Origin of the sequence: Lutibacter sp. TH_r2 (assembly GCF_033101135.1) — a bacterium.
In the GTDB taxonomy this organism is placed as follows: Bacteria; Bacteroidota; Bacteroidia; order Flavobacteriales; family Flavobacteriaceae; genus Lutibacter.
Genome location: NZ_JAWMPV010000002.1, coordinates 488,793 through 508,610 on the forward strand (window position 1 = coordinate 488,793; position 19,818 = coordinate 508,610).

Annotated in this window: 17 protein-coding genes; 4 read left to right on the forward strand and 13 right to left on the reverse strand. The window is 28.7% G+C overall.

The annotated features are described in order from the left end of the window. Positions 1-3 precede the first annotated feature (3 nt). The 10 genes from R3X25_RS09550 to R3X25_RS09595 form a co-directional block, all read right to left on the reverse strand. Entirely contained in the window at positions 4-768 is a 765-nt protein-coding gene (locus R3X25_RS09550; protein WP_317674221.1) for a TIGR02757 family protein, read from the reverse strand. Beyond that, entirely contained in the window at positions 761-1,666 is a 906-nt protein-coding gene (gene miaA, locus R3X25_RS09555; protein ID WP_317674223.1) for a tRNA (adenosine(37)-N6)-dimethylallyltransferase MiaA, read from the reverse strand. The genes R3X25_RS09550 and miaA overlap by 8 nt, the downstream gene beginning before the upstream one ends. Next, positions 1,659-2,489, reverse strand: a complete 831-nt coding sequence (locus R3X25_RS09560; protein ID WP_317674225.1) for an ion transporter — start codon at positions 2,487-2,489, stop codon at positions 1,659-1,661. The genes miaA and R3X25_RS09560 overlap by 8 nt, the downstream gene beginning before the upstream one ends. A 71-nt stretch (positions 2,490-2,560) precedes the next feature. Further along, the gene (locus tag R3X25_RS09565) at positions 2,561-4,528 is read right to left on the reverse strand and encodes a DUF3857 domain-containing protein (RefSeq protein ID WP_317674227.1); all 1,968 of its coding nucleotides are present in this window, start codon (positions 4,526-4,528) and stop codon (positions 2,561-2,563) included. 12 nt (positions 4,529-4,540) lie between these two features. Then, positions 4,541-5,620, reverse strand: a complete 1,080-nt coding sequence (locus R3X25_RS09570) for an exonuclease domain-containing protein (RefSeq protein WP_317674339.1) — start codon at positions 5,618-5,620, stop codon at positions 4,541-4,543. 1 nt (position 5,621) lies between these two features. Next, positions 5,622-6,290 carry a YggS family pyridoxal phosphate-dependent enzyme gene (locus R3X25_RS09575; protein WP_317674229.1) on the reverse strand — a complete coding sequence of 223 codons (669 nt, stop codon included), beginning with the start codon at positions 6,288-6,290 and terminating at the stop codon, positions 5,622-5,624. Positions 6,291-6,336: 46 nt separating this feature from the next. Further along, positions 6,337-7,578, reverse strand: coding sequence for a DUF1015 domain-containing protein (locus tag R3X25_RS09580; RefSeq protein ID WP_317674231.1), 1,242 nt, complete (start codon positions 7,576-7,578; stop codon positions 6,337-6,339). Positions 7,579-7,823: 245 nt separating this feature from the next. Next, positions 7,824-8,774 carry a D-2-hydroxyacid dehydrogenase gene (locus tag R3X25_RS09585; protein WP_317674233.1) on the reverse strand — a complete coding sequence of 317 codons (951 nt, stop codon included), beginning with the start codon at positions 8,772-8,774 and terminating at the stop codon, positions 7,824-7,826. Between the two features lie 21 nt (positions 8,775-8,795). After that, a complete protein-coding gene (gene serC / locus R3X25_RS09590) occupies positions 8,796-9,866 on the reverse strand; it encodes a 3-phosphoserine/phosphohydroxythreonine transaminase (protein ID WP_317674234.1) in 1,071 nt (356 codons plus the stop codon). Positions 9,867-9,949: 83 nt separating this feature from the next. Further along, positions 9,950-11,008 (reverse strand): acyl-CoA reductase, encoded by a 1,059-nt coding sequence (locus R3X25_RS09595; protein WP_317674236.1) that lies wholly within the window; start codon positions 11,006-11,008, stop codon positions 9,950-9,952. 49 nt (positions 11,009-11,057) lie between these two features. On the opposite strand from R3X25_RS09595, the gene R3X25_RS09600 reads away from it, so the two are divergent. Continuing rightward, the gene (locus tag R3X25_RS09600; protein WP_317674238.1) at positions 11,058-11,408 is read left to right on the forward strand and encodes a 4Fe-4S binding protein; all 351 of its coding nucleotides are present in this window, start codon (positions 11,058-11,060) and stop codon (positions 11,406-11,408) included. Positions 11,409-11,411: 3 nt separating this feature from the next. Here the strand turns inward: R3X25_RS09600 and R3X25_RS09605 are convergent, their stop codons facing one another. Then, positions 11,412-12,185 (reverse strand): SGNH/GDSL hydrolase family protein, encoded by a 774-nt coding sequence (locus R3X25_RS09605; protein WP_317674240.1) that lies wholly within the window; start codon positions 12,183-12,185, stop codon positions 11,412-11,414. Positions 12,186-12,323: 138 nt separating this feature from the next. Here R3X25_RS09605 and ychF point away from each other — a divergent pair, with 138 nt between their 5' ends. From ychF to R3X25_RS09620, 3 genes are all read left to right on the forward strand, one after another. Continuing rightward, positions 12,324-13,418: a redox-regulated ATPase YchF gene (ychF, locus tag R3X25_RS09610; RefSeq protein WP_317674242.1), complete on the forward strand. Its 1,095-nt coding sequence runs from the start codon at positions 12,324-12,326 to the stop codon at positions 13,416-13,418. A gap of 194 nt (positions 13,419-13,612) precedes the next feature. Then, the gene (locus R3X25_RS09615) at positions 13,613-15,466 is read left to right on the forward strand and encodes a DNA topoisomerase IV subunit B (protein ID WP_317674244.1); all 1,854 of its coding nucleotides are present in this window, start codon (positions 13,613-13,615) and stop codon (positions 15,464-15,466) included. Position 15,467: 1 nt separating this feature from the next. Then, positions 15,468-18,062: a DNA gyrase/topoisomerase IV subunit A gene (locus tag R3X25_RS09620; protein ID WP_317674341.1), complete on the forward strand. Its 2,595-nt coding sequence runs from the start codon at positions 15,468-15,470 to the stop codon at positions 18,060-18,062. A gap of 6 nt (positions 18,063-18,068) precedes the next feature. Here R3X25_RS09620 and R3X25_RS09625 read toward each other — a convergent pair whose 3' ends face one another. Then, positions 18,069-18,632: a hypothetical protein gene (locus tag R3X25_RS09625; protein WP_317674245.1), complete on the reverse strand. Its 564-nt coding sequence runs from the start codon at positions 18,630-18,632 to the stop codon at positions 18,069-18,071. Between the two features lie 5 nt (positions 18,633-18,637). After that, positions 18,638-19,753: an ABC transporter substrate-binding protein gene (locus R3X25_RS09630; protein WP_317674246.1), complete on the reverse strand. Its 1,116-nt coding sequence runs from the start codon at positions 19,751-19,753 to the stop codon at positions 18,638-18,640. Positions 19,754-19,818 lie beyond the last annotated feature (65 nt).

A 19,818-nucleotide genomic window follows, 5' to 3' on the forward strand; every position in this document is an offset into this window, starting at 1 on the left:
TGTTTAAAACTTTTCAAACACACCTAACCCAAACAAGGCAAAATCGTATTTAACAGGATCATTTTTATCTAGTTTTCGAAGATTTGTATCGAGTTCAAGTAATGCTTTTGCATCATTTTGTTTTCTATTTAAAAGGCCTAATTTTCTAGCTACGTTTCCTGAATGAACATCTAAAGGGCAAGATAATTGAGAAGGAGTAAGGTTTTTCCAAATTCCAAAATCTACACCAGCATTATCATTTCTAACCATCCAACGTAAAAACATATTTATGCGTTTTGCTGCAGAACCTTTAGCTGGGTTTGAAACATGTTTTTGAGTACGCTGCTGGTGAGGAATTTCAAAAAAAACTTCTTTTAAAGCCGTAATAGCTGGTTGTGTACTATTTTTTTCTGAATGTTTTGTAAAAACAGCCTCTAAACCATTGTGATTTTTATAAATATGTTGAAGCGATTGAATAAAAAACTTTAAATCTATGGCATTAAAGGTTCTATGTACAAAAGAATCAAACCTACCTAATTCATTTTCTTTATAACTCATTATAAAATCAAAAGGTGAATTACCTAACAACTCCATTATTTTTTTAGAATTATTGATAATCATTTTTCTGTTTCCCCAAGCAATGGTTGATGTTAAAAATGCCGAAATTTCAATATCTTCTTTTAACGTAAATTGATGAGGAATTTGAATAGGATCACTTTCAATAAACTTTGGATTATTGAACTCAATTACTTTTTCGTCTAAAAATTCTTTAAGTTCTTTTTTATTCAAGGAGATTTTCAATTTTAGAAATTATTGTTGAAGCATTTGTTTTAAAGTCAAACCACGTTATTTCTTCATCTTTTTTATTCCAAGTAACTTGTCTTTTGGCAAACCTACGGGTATTTTTTTTAATCTCTGAAATAGCAAAATCTAATGTGCAGTTTCCATCAAAATATTCAAATAACTCTCTGTAACCAACAGTTTGCAAGGCGTTTAATTCTTTGTATTTGTGAAGTTTTTTAGCTTCGTCTAACAAGCCATTTTCAATCATAATATCAACACGTTGGTTAATTCTATTGTACATAAGTTCTCTATCTGCAGTTAAACCAACTTTAATAGGAGTGAAGTTACGTTTTGCTTTCGGTTTGTTTTTAAATTCAGAATAGGTTTTACTAGTTCCAATACAAATTTCTAATGCTCTAATTAATCTGTGAGGATTCTCAATTTCAATTGAATTGTATGATTCTAGATCTAATTGTTTTAATTTTTCTTGAAGTTGGGTACTATTACCTTTTTCAATTTCAGCATTTAAATTTTCTCTTATTTTAGCATCAACATCGGGAAAATAATCCAAGCCTTTTAAAACTGCATTTACATACAAACCGCTACCTCCAACCATAATAACAACCTTATTATTTTTAAAAAGCTTGTTTAGTTTTGTTAAAGCGTCTTTTTCAAATTGACCAACACTATAATTATCAAAAATACTTCTATTTTGAATAAAATGATGTTTAGCAGCTGCTAATTCTTCGGTTGAAGGTACAGCAGTACCAATCTCCATTTCCTTATAAAATTGACGAGAATCACAAGAAATAATTTCAGCATTAAAATGTTGAGCTAATTTTATACTTAAAGCCGTTTTTCCAATAGCTGTAGCGCCAATAACTGTAATTAAATAATTATTCATAGTTTAATTCCTCTCCACATTTATGACAAAATTTAGCACCTTTTGCATGTTTATCTTCGTTACAATTAGAACAATGTTGAGTGTTGTTATGGTGTTGAAGTTCTGTTTTAGTTATTTCAGAAGTTACAATTCCGGTAGGAACTGCAATAATTCCATAACCTAAAATCATTACTATACTTGCAATAAATTGACCAAAAGGTGTGTGTGGTGCAATATCTCCATAACCTACTGTTGTAAGCGTTACAATTGCCCAATACATACTTAAAGGAATACTTGTAAAACCATTTGAAGGTCCTTCAATTAAGTACATAACTGTACCTAAAATAATGGTTAATACTAATACACTAAACAGAAATACTGCAATTTTAATTCTGCTAGCTTTTAAGGCTTTAATTAGAGATTTAGAAGCACCTAAATAACGTGCAAGTTTTAGAATTCTAAATACACGTAGTAATCTTAAAGCGCGTAAAGCAACTAAAGCATGTGTACCTCCAAAAATTAATGATAAATATTTTGGAATGGTGGCTAATAAATCAACAATTCCATAAAAACTAAATATATAGCTTGAAGGCCTTTTAATGGTAATAATACGAGTAAAATATTCAATTGTAAATAAAATTGTAATTACCCATTCTGCAGCGTTTAAAAATTTATGGTATTTATTATCAAAACTTTCAACACTTTCAAGCATTACAAAAATAATACTAGCTAGAATGGTTAGTATCAAAATTATATCAAACCATTTACCTTGTTTGGTGTCGGCTTCATAAATAATATCATGAAGTATTTTCTTCCAATTAGATTCTTTATTTTCTTTTTTCAACGTAAATGTTTTATTCGAAGTTACTAATTTTAATTAAATTTGTATAATTTTTAAACTAGGTTATTTAACTGCTAGTTTTTACTTATCACTAAAGATTCTTTTTGAGCGTTTATTACCCTTCTAAATATTTCTTTTAATCCTTGATATTCAAAATTATAATAAATTGGTTTTTTAAGTTTAAATCTACTTTTGAGAGTATATTTATAATCGTTTAGTTTTTTACTGAACACATTAAGTTCTCCACCTTCTTCTTCTAAAGTTATACCCATTTCCTCAGGGTAATAATTAAGTTGGTAATTATCCGGGATTTCGATAGAAAGTATAGTAGAATACTCTCTTTTATATCCAAAATCTACAGGATAGAATCTGTTTTTTTGTTTAAAAGGGTTTTTAGAGAACTTTTCGTCAAAATAAGGATTAACAAAAATAGTAGATGGATTATTGCTAGTTTTTATTTTAATTTCAATAAGTTCAGTAAGAGGTTTTTCTTTGTCGTTTTTATTTAAAATTTCGTAATTAAGAACTTCTAAATTGTTAAAACTGTCTTCAAATTCAGAGATTAAATCATCTTCATTTGACTCCTCTATTTCTTTTCTTCTTAAAAAAGAGTTATAGCCAGAATGATATTTTCTTAATTTACCAACAATAGTTCCATCTTCTTTTAATTCTAAATAAGAAGTTAATGAAGTTTTATTTGATTCATTAGGTATAATATCCACCCAATAACTATCATTTTCAAAATCCATAGCTCTTCCAGAGCCATTTAAGCATCTAAAAGGTAGTAGGTTAAAGGGTAAATTTTTATCAGTAGCATCAAGTAGATAATATTTATTATCAATATTTAATTTGGCAATGGCATAATTAAAATCAGAAATAACAGGGTATAATTTTGTTGCAAAACCATTGTTTCTTGTAGAAAGCGCCACTAATTCTGCGTTAAACCCAGCAGCTTTTAAAGCATTTATTAATGAAATATTTATTTCTCCAACATTACCTACTTGTTCTTCAAAAGCTTTTTTCACTCTTACTTCTGAAAATAATCGATACTTTTTATTCCATGAGAAATGATTTTGGATAAAATAATATACTTTTTTTGCTTTTTCTAAAGTGTTAGGTAAACTCTTAATATCTTCAGGTAATTTATTTTCAAAAAAGCTAACTTTTTTTAGTTGTGTTCCAATGTTTTTATCAGTTTTAAACTCTTTATCTACATCAGCCCAAGTTTTTGAATATTTTTTTTTTGTTCCATCAAACCATTTAAATTCAGATAATTCAAATTTAATTTGAGATTTAAAATTATCTGGATCTGTCATATAATCTTCTTCTATAAAAGCAGGGATGTTTTCCGCTGAATATTCAACATCTTCACAATCTGCAACAGCTGAATTATACCAAGGAACTCTGAAGCATTTTTTTTTAAGTGTTGAAGAATTAGTTTTTAAATGAATTTTTCCTTTTTTCTTTCTGTTATAAACATAATTGCCAGGAATTTGTGCTTTGTAAATGCTTAAAACTTTTGGAATAGAAGATTGAAATTCCCAACCAGTTAGATTAAATTTAAATGGTGTTTTTAAGGTGTATTCTACCTCAATAATACTTCCTGCTTTTAAGTTAGGAAGCGTAAATTTTACATAACTCCAATTTTCATTTTCTCTTTCGTTAAATATGTTAGATTTAGCTAAATGTGTTTTGGAGTAATTGTTAGAAGTTGTTCCTTTTATGTTAATTACTTTTTCGCTATGGTTATCGTTATTATAAATTGGAATTTTAAAATTAGCATGTTCAAATCCTTCTTTATTGAAAATCTTTATTTTTGAATAATAAGTGGTTTCTATAAAAATATTATCATCATCAACTTTAAAAACAGAATTACCTATTTCATATAAAACAACAGCATTGGCAGTAGTGTCTAAAGGGTATTTTTTTAATTCATATTCTTCAGAAGTTATATATCCAAAAATGTAATCTTTATTTTTTTTTTGAGCGTTAACAATAGTAGTTAGTAGCACAACTAGTGCTAAAATTAATCTTTTATTCATAGCATTTGAATTTTAGAATCTAATAAGTTTTTCAACTTGTTTCTTTTGTAGATAGTTTTTCACAATAAACCTATTATTTTTTGAATTGTGAAGTGGAGAAATTAGATTTCGTAAAACTTCTAAATGATTTAATTGGTAGGCTAAATCTGTATAACAGAAACCTTTAAGTTTATTATCTTCAATTAATACTACAGATTTTTCTCCAATATCTCTGCCTTTATCTACAATCATTAAATTAGGATTGCTAAATTTTATAGCAGGAAAACTACTGCGTTGAGATTTGTTGTAGGTTGGTTTGTGAATACTTAATTCTTCAATAAATTTTAGTTCTGCAACTAATTCATTTCCTGTTTCTTCATGTGAAACCGAAACAACTAAATTTTGTAGTGTTTTAGCTCTTTTAGTTGAGCGTAAAAACAATTGATTAACTGCTTTACGTATATTTCTACCTTTTCCAATGTACATAATGTCTCGTTTATTGTTATGTACATAAAAAATACCTGTTTTGGAAGGTAGTTCGTCTAAAATGCCTTGTAATTTTGGAGCTAATTTTCTTTTGTTTTCAGTTTTTATAGCTTCTTTAATAATATTTTTGTTAACATCTTTATTTAACAAAAGCTTAAATAATTGTACAGTTGCAATTGCATCTCCTTCTGCTCTGTGACGACTTGAGACAGGGATACCTAATGCTCTACACAATTTACCTAATTTGTAAGTTGGTTGGTCTGGTATTAATGTTTTGCTTAATTCAACGGTGCAAACTGTTTTTCTTTCATAATCAAAGCCAAGTCTTCTAAATTCGGTAGTTAAAATTCTACTGTCAAAATCTGCGTTATGTGCTACTAGCACGCAATCTTTTGTAATTTCAACAATTCTTTTAGCTACTTCAAAAAATTTAGGAGCATTTTTAAGCATTCCGCTGTTAATACCTGTAAGTTTTACAACAAAAGGTTGTATATCTCGCTCTGGATTTATTAAGCTTACAAATGTGTCTACAATTTGATGTCCATCAAATTTATAAATGGCAATTTCGGTAATACCTTCGTCGTTAAATTGCCCACCGGTGGTTTCTATATCTAATATTGCGTACAAATTAATTATAATTTCTTTCTCCAAAAATTGAACTTCCTATTCTAACCATGGTGCTACCTTCTTCAATAGCAATTTGGTAATCTCCACTCATTCCCATTGATAAAACAGTAGGTTGAAAATTTTTGAATTTATTTATTTTTAAATTAGTGGAATGTTGTTTTAACGTTTTAAATTCTTCTCTAACTATTGCATTATTATTAGTAAAACTAGCCATTCCCATAAAACCAATTATACATATATTTTCTAAATTTTTAAACTCTTCTGAATTTAAAATTGAAGAAACTTCATCTAAATCCATTCCAAATTTTGTTTCTTCTTTTGCTATTTTTATTTGTAATAAGCAATTTATAACTCTATTATGTTTTTTTGCTTGTTTATTAATTTCTTTTAAGGTTTTAAAACTATCAACTCCATGAATTAAATGTACAAAATGTGCCATATATTTCACTTTATTGCGTTGTAAATGTCCAATCATGTGCCATTCTATATCTTTTGGTAATTGGTCGTATTTTTCAACCATTTCCTGAATTTTATTTTCGCCAAATACTCTTTGACCAGCATTGTAAGCCTCTAAAATAGCTTCATTAGGTTTGGTTTTTGATACAGCAACTAATTCAACATTTGATGGAATAGTGGTTTTGATATGTTTTAAATTGTAGGCAATACTCATTGTATTAAATTAATTATAAATATACATCAAATATACTGGAAATAAATCATTCATCAAGTTCAAAAATAGTTAAACCACTTCTTAATTTTGGTTCAATGTAAGTGCTTTTTGGAGGCATGCGTAAATCTTCATTTACAACAGCTTTTAATTGTGTTATGGAAACAGGGAACAAGCCAAAGCCCACTTTATATTTTCCAGAATCTACTGCTTTTTTTAATTGTTTTTTACTGTTGATAGCTGGTAAACATTTAATTCTTGGATCTGTTTTTAAATCTTTAATACCCAAAATAGGCTTTAATATTGTTTTATGAATAATATGAGTGTCTAAATCTGATAAAGCGTTGTTAATAGGATAATCAGTTTTTCGAAGGTATAATGAATAATAGTCCCCATCTAAATACATTGAGAAATGATGTTTTACAGAAGGTTGATATTGGTTTGGGCTTTTATTTTCAATTCTATACAAAACATTCAATTTATCTAAAAACTCTTGTTTTGTATTGCCGTTTAGGTCGGTTATAAGTCTATCAAAAGCAGATATTTTAAGGTTTGTATCTGAAATTAAATAACTCATAAAATAATTATAACATTCATTTCCAGTGTGGTTTGGATTTTGACTTTTCCGCTTTTGTGCTAAATAATTTGACGAAGCAGTTCTGTGATGTCCATCGGCAATATAAATAGCATTCATTTTTGAAAATTCTTTTTCAATATTTTGAATATCTAAAGCCTGGTCAATAATCCATAATTTATGTAGTCGTTTGGTATGAGTTGTAAATTCGTATTCTGAACGTTTTTCTTTATATTTTCTATAAACTCTATTTAAATAATTACTTTCCGGATAGGTGAGTAGTACTGGTTCAGCATTAAAGCCCGTAATATCTAAATAATCCCCAAAAAGTTCTTCTCTATGTTTTAATGTGTCTTCGTGTTTTTTTATAATATTATTTTGGTAATCATCAGTGTGAGCCGCTGCAATAATTCCCCAAAACACATCACCTTTATATGTTTTTTCGTGAAGGTAATATTGAGCTTTTTCATCTTTTCTATAAATATTATTTGCTTTAAAATTCTGATAAACTTTTTTTATTTTTTTAAATCGTTTATTTCCAATATATGTTTCGTTTTCTGCATAACCTGGAGCTATAATATGTAAAAATGAAAAAGGATTGTAATTTAAAACAGATTTTAATTCTTTTTTTGAATATTCATCGTAAGATCTAGAAGTTGCAAGCGCAGCTTTATCTCTTGTTGGGCGAATAGCTTTAAATGGTTTTATTATAGCCATATTAAATAGATGTAAAGGTTAATTTATAGGTTACTCAAATTTACCAAAATTAACAGTCAAAAACCAATAAGTATATTGATTTGAATAGTATATAACTATTTAAGAGATACTTTTTTATTAATTGATTTATAATTTTATTTTTTTATGGATTTAATACAGTAATTAAGGTTCTGGTATATATAAATTATAATGATATAAAAAAAGCCTGCTTTAAGCAGGCTTTTAAATTTTATATTTTTAAGGTTTTAACCTAAAATTTCAATAATTTGTTCGGCTAATTCTGTTCCAATTCTATCTTGTGCTTCACCTGTAGCAGCTCCAATATGTGGAGTTAAAGATAAATTTGGGTTCATTAATAATTGAATTTCTGGAGTTGGTTCGTTTTCAAAAACATCTAATGCTGCATTTGCCACTTTTCCGCTTTCTAAAGCAGCAACCAAAGCAACTTCATCAACAACACCACCTCTTGCTGCATTTACTATACAAACTCCATCTTTCATCATGTTAAATTCTTTTTCAGAAATCACATAATTCTCTTGTGCAGGAACGTGTAACGAAATAAAATCTGCTTCTTTTAAAACATCTTCTTTAGAAATTGTATTTATATGAAAAAATAGAGATTGGTGATCGAAAAATTCTAACTCTAAATTAACTTCATCCATAAAAGGGTCAAAAGCAATAACTTTCATTCCTAAACCTAAAGCAATTTTGGCAGTTGCTTGTCCAATACGTCCAAAGCCAATAATACCAATAGTTTTACCTCTTAATTCAATACCTTTGGCAAAAGATTTTTTAAGAGCTTTAAATTTAGAATCACCTTCTAAAGGCATTTCTCTATTTGATTGGTGTAAAAAACGTACCATTCCAAATAAGTGAGCAAAAACTAATTCACCTACTGAATGTGAAGATGCTGCAGGAGTGTTAATAACACTTAAACCTTTTTCACGTGCATATTCAACATCAATATTATCCATTCCAACACCACCACGACCAATTATTTTTAATGATGGGCATCCATCAATAATATCTGTTCTCACTTTTGTAGCACTTCTAACTAGAAGCACAGAAATTTCGTTTTCATTTATATAATCAACCAATTGCTCTTGAGCAACAGTTGTTAATTCTACCTCAAATCCGGCTGCTTTTAAAGCACTTACACCACTTTGTGCAATACCGTCATTTGCTAATACTTTCATTTTGAATTATTTTTAGTTTAGTTAAGAAACTTGTTTTTCAAAAGCCTGCATTGCATCTACAAGAACTTGAACACTTTCAATAGGCATTGCATTATAGATACTGGCTCTATATCCACCAACTGATCTATGACCTTTTATTCCGCTAATTCCAGCTTCGTTCCAAATTTTGTCAAAAATAGGTTGAGTAGATTCATCAGTCAAATTGAAGGTTACATTCATATTAGAACGATCTTCAACTTCAGCAAAGCCTTTAAATAAAGGGTTTCTATCAACTTCAGTATATAGTAGAGCAGCTTTTTCTTTATTTATTTTTTCAATGGCTTTAACACCACCTAAATCTTTTAACCATTGTAATGTTAACATAGAAACATAAACTGGAAAAACTGCTGGTGTATTAAACATACTATCTTTACTAATATGTACTTGGTAATCTAACATTGAAGGAATTACGCGTCCTGTTTTTCCTAAAATTTCATCTTTTACAACCACTAACGTTGTACCTGCAGGACCCATATTTTTTTGAGCACCAGCATAAATTAAATCAAATTTAGAAAAATCTAATTCACGTGAAAAAATATCAGAACTCATATCGCAAACCAATAAAGCATCAGTTTGTGGGAATTCTTTTAATTGTGTTCCATAAATTGTATTGTTAGATGTTACGTGAATATAATCAACATCCGTTGGAACTTTATACCCTTTAGGGATATAATTATATGTTTTATCTTTGGAAGAAGCCATAACATCTACTTCTCCTAATAGTTTTGCTTCTTTTAAGGCTTTGGAACTCCAAGCTCCAGTATCTAAATAAGCTGCTTTTCCATCAACTTTCATTAAATTGTATGCTGCCATTAAAAATTCAAGGCTAGCACCGCCTTGTAAAAATAACACGGAGTATCCTTCAGGAAGGTTTAATAATTCTTTTACTAAACTACGAGCATTCTCCATTACCTCAACAAATTCTTTGCTACGATGTGAAATTTCAATTAATGATAGATTTATACCATTAAAATTAACTACAGCTTCAGAAGCTTTTTTAAGTACTTCTTGTGGTAAAATGCAAGGACCTGCACTAAAATTGTGTTTTTTCATTGTGTAAACAGTGTTGTTGTTAAATCGATACAAAGTTCGTTAAAAAAAGGGTAACAACATTAATATAATGCTAAAAAAATATGCTATAATTTTAATAAAAATTTAATGGTATCTATGTTATCTGCATAATTCCATAATTCTGGCTTTTGAGAATTACCAAATTTTACGAAATCTACAACGTTTTCGTTAGATACAATACATTGAATTTTATCTGAATTTTGTTGTAAATTTTTTAACAGATTTTCAAAATCATCATAATATTCATAAAATAGCGTTGCAATTGGTGATGCGAATTGCGAATCTTCTTTCAGCATTAAAAAGCCATTTTCCTGTAATTTAAATAAACTCATTAAATAAACAGCTTTATTGTAATTGTAGTTATTTTCATACTTTTTATACTCAATAATAGTATTGAATTTATAAATAGCTTTAAAAAAAGTGTCAAAATTATAACCTTTTGGTACAAATAACTTGGAAATACTTCTGCAACCTAATCCAAAAAATTGAAAAATATCTTCACCTAGTAAAGCTAACTCTTCTTGAGTTTCTTTTCCTGTTAAAATTGCTACTGAATTTCTATTTTTTCTAATTATATGAGGGTATTTTCCAAAGTAGTGCTCAAAATAACGAGCTGTATTATTACTTCCAGTTGCAATTACAGCATCAAAATCAGTTAATTTTTCTTTACTAAATGTTATTTTACCTTTAAATTCTTCATTATAATATTCCAAAAATTTAGCAACTAACGGAATAAAATGCTGGTCGTTTGAAGAGAGTTTTACAGTTATATTGTGTCCACTAATTAACACAGATAAAAAATCATGAAAACCAACTAGGGGAATGTTCCCAGCCATTATTACAGCAATCTTTTTTGGATTTTTAATATTGAAAGCGTACGTTGAAGTCCATTTGTTTAAGTTGCTTTTAGTTAAGGTTTTAGACCAGTTTTCAAAAGCATTTAAAACATTATTTTTTGTAAACCAACCATTGTATTCAGAAGCTCTCTCTAATTGCATTTTAAATGCTTCAAAAAATAAATTATTGAATTCAGAATCTTCTTTTTTTTCTATTTTTTCAGAAGAAAATTGAGATAAAAACTCACCTAATTTTGCAAAGGCTTCAATACGTTGATTTAAATTCATTACTAGTTAAATTTTTTATATTTGCTGTAAAATTAATCTAATTATAGTTATGGCAATAAAAATTACTGATGAATGTATAAATTGTGGAGCATGTGAACCTGAATGTCCAAATAATGCCATATATGAAGCTGCAGAAAATTGGAAATATTCTGAAGGAACAGAGTTAGAGGGAACTGTAGTTTTACCAAACGGTAAAAAAGTAAATGCAGATCAAGTGCAAGAACCTTTAGAGGATGATTTTTTCTTTATTGTTTCAGATAAATGTACAGAATGTAAAGGTTTTTATAATGAACCGCAGTGTGCAGCTGTTTGTCCTGTAGATTGCTGTGTTCCAGATGAAGAGAACGAAGAAACTGAAGAGCAATTATTATCAAAAGAACGTTTTTTACATAAAGATTAGAGTTTAAAAATTAATATATTTAAGAATTTCATCTACCCATAATTTGTGCATTGCTCCAGAAAAATGTAATTGATCTGAAGCGAAATAATAATCATTACCTTCTGCTTGTCTAGTAATTTCTGTAATATTGATAAATGTTATGTTTTTACTTGCAGTGATTATTTGTTTTGCATTATTAAAAGCGTCAATTTCTTGACGTATTTTATTTTTGTCTCTTCCAGTTGCGTATGGACTCGCACTCCAGTCAGGTATAGAGATTACAACTACATTATCAGTGTTATTTCCAGCAAATTTTAAAGCCAAATTTAATAATTGTTCAAATTCTTCTCGGAAGGTAGAAATACTTTGGCCAGAATATTGGTTGTTAACACCAATTAATAAAGTTACTAACTCGAATTCTTCTGTAATATTTTCTTGATCAATTGCATATAGAAGTGAACTAGTTGTCCATCCAGTTTGTGCAATTACTCTAGGTTCTTTAGAATATACATTTAGACTTTCTAACTCTTCAACCAAAATAAAAGGGAAACTATCTTCTCTATTTACGGAAGTACCAATGGTATAGCTATCTCCTAAAGCTAAATAACTTATGTTTTTTGATTCTGAAGTATTGGTATTGTTTTCAACTGGAGAATTATTGTTTATTGTTTCAAGTTCTTCTATTGGTTTAATTTCATCTATCGAATCATTTTGAACTTCACAGGAATAAAAAAAAATAAAGGCAAAGAATAAAAGATGATATTTTTTAATAAAAAAGTATTTAAAAAAGCTTTTCATAATGTCAAATATACAAAATGTTTAATCTAATACAATAAATATTAAACAAAATAAATAAATTGAATTTTATAAATTAAGATTTCATATAAAATTTAACAAAACTAAAATGCTATATTTGCACCGCAAAAATTTTAAAATATGAAGGCAGGAATTGTAGGATTACCAAACGTAGGTAAATCAACCTTATTTAATTGTTTATCCAATGCAAAGGCGCAAAGTGCAAACTTTCCATTTTGTACTATTGAACCTAACATTGGGGTTGTAAATGTACCAGATGATAGGTTGGTGAAATTAGAAGAATTGGTAAATCCAGAGCGTGTGTTACCAGCAACGGTTGATATTGTTGATATTGCTGGCCTTGTTAGAGGAGCAAGTAAAGGTGAAGGATTAGGTAATCAGTTTTTAGCAAATATTAGAGAAACAGATGCTATTATTCATGTAGTTAGGTGTTTTGATAATGATAATATTGTACATGTTGACACAACTGTAGATCCTGTAAGAGATAAAGAAACTATTGATATAGAACTTCAATTAAAAGATTTTGAAACTTTAGAAAAAAGGTTAGAGCGTGTTAAAAAAACAGCTAGAACTGGAAATAAAGAAGCTCAAAAAGAATTAGATGTTCTTTTAAAAGTTAAAGAAGGTTTAGAAGCGGCTCAATCTGTAAGAGCAATTGATTTAACAGATAAAGAGCGAGAAGAATACATTAAACCATTACAGTTTATAACAGATAAGCCTGTTTTATACGTATGTAATGTAGATGAAGACGCTGCTGTTAAAGGTAATGCATATGTAGATGCTGTAAAAGAAGCTGTTAAAAATGAAGATGCTGAAGTAATAGTTTTAGCAGTTGGTGTAGAAGCTGATATTATGGAATTGGAAACTTTTGAAGAGCGAGAAATGTTTTTGGACGATTTAGGTTTAAAAGAGCCTGGAGCATCTGTATTAATTAGAGCTGCATATAAATTATTAAATCAGCAAACATATTTTACAGCAGGTGTAAAAGAGGTTAGAGCTTGGACAATAAATATTGGAGATTCTGCGCCACAAGCTGCAGGAGTTATTCATACAGACTTTGAAAAAGGTTTTATTAGAGCCGAAGTTATTGCTTATGACGATTTTGTAAGCTATGGAAGTGAGCTAAAAGTTAAAGAAGCCGGTAAAATGCGTGTTGAAGGAAAAGAATACATTGTAAAAGATGGAGACGTAATGCATTTTAGATTTAATGTATAATTCGACAGTTATTGAGAAATCTGGAATAAGCTAGAAGTAATCTGAAATAAGAAAACAGATAACTACGTTCATTTTCTTAACGTTATAAAGATTAAAATATAAAAAAGCCTGTTAATAATAATTAGCAGGCTTTTTTTTTATATTTTAAACCAAAGTGTTAATTTAGCAACTCTTCAAAAAATTATAGCGTTTTTATGGCTGAACAAACTGCATATACCGAGGATAACATTCGCTCGCTCGATTGGAAGGAACATATTAGAATGCGTCCCGGAATGTATATTGGAAAATTAGGTGATGGTTCATCTCCCGATGATGGTATCTACATTCTTATTAAAGAAGTTTTAGATAACTGTATTGACGAATTTGTTATGGGAGCCGGTAAAACAATTGAACTATCGGTAAAGGATGAATTGGTTACTGTACGTGATTACGGTCGTGGTATACCTTTAGGAAAAGTAGTTGATGTAGTTTCTAAAATGAATACAGGTGGTAAATACGACTCTAAAGCCTTTAAAAAATCTGTTGGATTAAATGGAGTTGGTACTAAAGCTGTAAATGCATTATCATCTTATTTTAAAGTTCAATCTATAAGAGAAGGAAAAACTGCCTTTGCAGAATTTGAGCAAGGTAATATTACACTGAATGAAAAACCACACGATTCATCATTAAGAAAAGGAACAAAAGTTTCTTTTACGCCCGATAAAAGTATTTTTACAAAATATAAATTTAGAAGTGAGTATATAGTTAAAATGATAAAAAACTATGTATATCTAAATCCTGGATTAACTATAGTTTTTAATGGAGAAAAATATTTTTCAGAAAACGGATTAAAAGATTTGTTAGAAGAAAATATAGCTGAAGAGTTTATGATGTTTCCAATTATTCATTTAAAAGGTGAAGATATTGAAGTTGCCATAACATACAGTAAAGCTCAATATAGTGAAGAATACCATTCATTTGTAAATGGGCAACATACAACGCAAGGCGGAACACATCAAAATGCATTTAGAGAAGCCGTTGTAAAAACAATAAGAGATTTTTTTGGTAAAAATTATGAAGCTTCAGATATTAGAAAATCTATTGTTTCTGCGGTAAGTATAAAAGTAATGGAACCTGTTTTTGAAAGTCAAACAAAAACAAAATTAGGTTCTACAGAAATGGGAGGAGATTTACCTACAGTAAGAACATTTATTCACGATTTTGTAAAAACAAAACTGGATAATTACCTTCATAAGCATCCAGATACTACTGAAAAAATTCAAAAGAAAATTTTACAAGCTGAAAAAGAGCGTAAAGATTTATCTGGAATTAGAAAACTAGCTCGTGAACGAGCTAAAAAAGCAAGTTTACACAATAAAAAATTACGAGATTGTAGAGTTCATTTAAATAACTTAAAAAAAGACAATCGTTTAGATAGTACATTATTTATTACCGAGGGTGATTCAGCAAGTGGTTCCATTACAAAATCTAGAGATGTAAATACACAGGCCGTATTTAGTTTGCGAGGAAAACCATTGAACTCATACAATATGAGTAAAAAAATTGTGTATGAAAACGAAGAGTTTAATCTATTGCAAGCCGCTTTAAATATAGAAGATGGTTTAGAAAATTTGCGATATAATAATATAGTAATTGCAACTGATGCCGATGTTGATGGTATGCACATTCGCTTATTATTAATAACTTTCTTTTTACAATTTTTTCCAGAGTTAATAAAAGAAGGGCATTTATATATTTTAGATACACCTTTATTTAGAGTACGCGATAAAAAACAAACATTTTATTGCTATTCTGAAGAAGAAAAAAGAGATGCAATTAAAAAGTTAAAAGGTAAACCTGAAATAACACGATTTAAAGGTTTGGGAGAAATTTCACCAGATGAATTTATTTATTTTATAGGTGAAGATATTCGTTTAGAACCAGTAATGTTAGATAAAGAAACTTCTATAGAAAGTATGTTGGAGTTTTATATGGGGAAAAATACACCAGATCGTCAAAAGTTTATCATAAAAAATCTAAAAGTTGAACTTGATATAGTTGAAGAATAATATGCAAGAAGAAGATAACAAGGAACATTTAAATGAAGATTTTGGAAACCAAGAAACCATTACCAAGGTAACGGGAATGTATAAAGATTGGTTTTTGGATTATGCATCTTATGTGATTTTAGAACGTGCAGTTCCTGGAATTAAAGATGGATTTAAACCAGTTCAACGTAGAATTATGCATTCTATGAAAGATTTAGACGATGGACGTTACAATAAAGTAGCCAACATTGTAGGTCATACAATGCAATACCATCCACATGGAGACGCTTCAATTGCTGATGCAATGGTGCAAATTGGACAGAAAGATTTGCTAATTGATATGCAAGGAAACTGGGGAAATATTCTAACTGGAGATAGAGCAGCAGCTTCGCGTTATATTGAAGCACGTTTATCTAAATTTGCGTTAGATGTTGTTTTTAATCCTAAAACTACAGAATGGCAAGCTTCATACGATGGTAGAAAAAAAGAACCTGTAGATTTACCAGTAAAGTTTCCAATGTTGTTAGCACAAGGCGCTGAAGGTATTGCGGTTGGACTTTCAACAAAAATATTACCACATAACTTTAACGAACTTATTGACGCTTCCATAAAATATTTAAAAGGGAGAAGTTTTAACATAGTTCCAGATTTTTTAACTGGAGGAATTGCTGATTTTTCGAATTATAATGATGGAAAAAGAGGAGGAAAGGTTCGTGTTAGAGCAAAAATTTCTACGCTTGATAAAAAAACCTTGGTTATAAATGAAATTCCATTTGGAACAACTACTTCATCATTAATAGATTCTATTTTAAAAGCGAATGATAAAGGGAAAATTAAAATAAAGCAAATTGAAGATAATACTGCTGCAAATGTTGAAATTTTAATTCATTTACCAAACGGTATTTCACCAGATAAAACCATAGATGCATTGTATGCATTTACTACTTGTGAAAATTCAATTTCGCCATTAGGTTGTGTTATTGAAGATAATAAGCCAAGATTTTTAGGAGTTTCAGAAGTTTTAAAACAATCTACAGATCATACAGTTGATTTATTGAAGCAAGAGCTTGAAATTCAACTAAACGAATTGGAAGAGCAATGGCATTTTGCTTCATTAGAACGTATTTTTATTGAAAACCGTATTTACCGTGATATTGAAGAAGAGGAAACTTGGAAAGGTGTAATTAAGGCAATTGATGAAGGATTAAAACCTTATATTAAACATTTAAAACGAGCCGTAACTGAAGAAGATATTGTTCGATTAACAGAGATTAGAATTAAAAAGATTTCAAAATTTGATATAGACAAAGCAAAACAGTTTATTGAGAGTTTAGAAGAGAAAATTGCGCAAGTAAAAGATTATTTAGCAAATCTAATTGACTATGCAATTGACTACTTTAAAAATCTAAAAATTAAATACGGGAAAGGAAAAGAGCGTAAAACTGAAATTAGATTATTTGACGATATTGTTGCTACTAAAGTAGTAATGCGTAATTCTAAATTATATGTAAACAGAGAAGAAGGTTTTGTTGGAACTTCTTTAAAAAGAGATGAATACGTTGCAGATTGTGCAGATATTGACGATGTAATTATTTTTAGAAAAGATGGAACAATGATGATTACAAAAGTTGATTCTAAAACTTTTGTAGGTAAAAACATTATTCATATAGCCATTTTTAAGAAAAGAGATAAGCGTACCGTTTACAATATGATTTATAGAGATGGTAGAAATGGTCCAAGTTATATGAAACGTTTCCACGTAACTAGTATTACACGTGATAAAGAATACGATTTAACAAACGGAAATAAAGCTTCAATAGTACATTATTTTACAGCAAATCCAAATGGTGAAGCTGAAGTAGTGACTATTAATTTACGTTCGGTAGGCAGTATTAAAAAATTGAAATGGGATTTAGATTTTTCTGAATTAGCAATTAAAGGTAGAGCAGTTAGAGGAAATACAGTTACTAAATACGCAATTAGAAAAATTGAATTAAAATCTGAAGGAGTTTCTACTTTAAAACCACGTAAAATTTGGTTTGATGATACCGTTCAACGCTTAAATGTTGATAACAGAGGTGAATTATTAGGAGAATTTAAAGCAGCAGATAGGTTGTTAATTATCAATCAAAAAGGTGAAGTAAAAACTATAAAGCCAGAATTAACTACACATTTTGATAGTGATATGATTGTTCTTGAAAAGTGGGAACCTGAAAAGCCAATTTCTGCAATTTATTTTGATGGTGAAAAAGAACGTTACTATATAAAACGTTTTATGATTGACAATCCAAATAAAGAAGAATTGTTTATATCGGAACATCCAAAATCACAATTAGAAATTGTTTCTACAGATTATAGACCAATGGTTGAAATTGTATTTTCAAAACGTAGTTTAGAAGATATGGAAATTAATTTAGAAGAGTTTATAGCTGTTAAAGGAATTAAAGCGCTCGGTAATCAGTTAACTACAGAAAAAATAAGAACAGTAAATAGGTTAGAGCCTTTACCATATGAACCACCTATTGTTGATAATGTTGAAGTGAATGACGAAGAAGTTGTTGATGATTCTGAAGATTCTAATTCAAAAGATAATGATGGGCAAACTGCTTTATTTTAAAAAAAATTACTTGTAACTTTTACTTATAAATGGAGTTTCTTTAAAACCAGTAACTTGGTTTATTAACACTGTTGAAGTAAAAAAATAATTACATAATAAATTAGCAAATTTTGGTAAAATATCTGAAACTTCTTTTTGTTCTTCGTTATGTATTTTAACCATTAATCTAATTGCTTGTTTACACATAGAAGAACATTTGTTTAAAATTCCTACAGGAGATTTTCCACCAGGTAAAACAAAGCCAGAAATAGATTTTTCAGTAATGGTTTTAAAACTTCGATAGTTTTTTAATAGTTGATGGTGATCTTCTTCTGTAATAGCCAATTCACCTCTAATAGAACCGTTTAAATGATAACACAATGGAAGAATCCAATTTAATTCTTCCTCTAGTTTTTTTAATTCGATACTTTTTGGAAATTGTTTTCTTAAAACACCTAAATCATTAATAGCCCATCCAACCGTTCGAGTTAAATCATCAGTTAAAATCTCATAATCACATAATAAAGATTCTTCATAAATATATGGGTAGCAAAGCTCATCAATATTAGATTTAGGGCGTAATCTTTTCATAATTTTTAATTTAATTTTTTATAAAACGTAAGATTATAATTAGGCAATAAATCAGGGTGAGTAATTTTTATTAAATCTTTTAGAACTAAATCTGGTCTAATAGGTGATAGTTCAAAATAAATTATTCCACCAGTTTCACCTTGAGTATTATTATATGAAAAGATAGAGTTATTTTTAAAAGCATCCATTTTAGAAGAAATATGGTTGCTTTTTTCAAGATCATTTTTAGTTTTGTACATTCCTGGAGAAAACCAAAACTCTGCAGTTTGACCTTTATCAAATACATTTTCTACATTTAATGATAGACTTCCTGTTCCACTACTATTTTTCCATAAATAATTAGTGTTTGCATCTTTTAAAAAAGTAGCTTCAAAACTATTTCCAGCAGGCATATACCAAACATCTCTATATAAACCACCACAAATAACGGAAGGTTTTGTTTTAGAATTTAAAGCTATTTTTTTGGCCTCTAAATAACTTTTTTCAATTTTAGTAAAAACACTATCTGCTAGTTTTTCTTTATCAAATAAAATTCCAAATAGTTTAATCCATTCAGCTCTTCCAAGAGGAGTTTCTTCTAACCAAGCACCATTAAAAATAACAGGGATACCAATTTTTTCGATAGTTGAAAACATTTTAGTATTTCCATTTACTGAAAATCCCATAACTATATCAGGTTTTAATTCTAATAGACTTTCAGTATTAATGTGGTCTGGATGCCCTAAATCTTTAACTACATTTTTATCAATTAAATCACGTGTTTTTTTTGAAGAAATAAAATTTGTATTTGGAAACCCAACTAATTTATTTTCAACATTTAATAATTCTAATACAGGAATATGAGTTGTACTAGTAACTACTATAGAGTTTAAAGGTGTTTGAATTTCATTAATATTAGATGACTTTTCTGAAACTATTTTATAAATGGTTTTTTCTTTAGCATCAGGAAATGGAGATTTTATAATTAAATTGGTTTGGTCTCCAGTTTTTACAATATCAAATCCTTTTGCATATTTTATAACTGATTTGCTATTGTTTGTAATTTTTTTTTCTGAATTAGTATTGCAAGAAAATATAGTTAACAATAAAATTAAATAAAAGGTAGGTTGTATTTTTTTCATAATTTTTTTATTGTTGACATAATTATCACATCAAAGAAAAAGGATTTTTTTTAAAATTTTAGCAA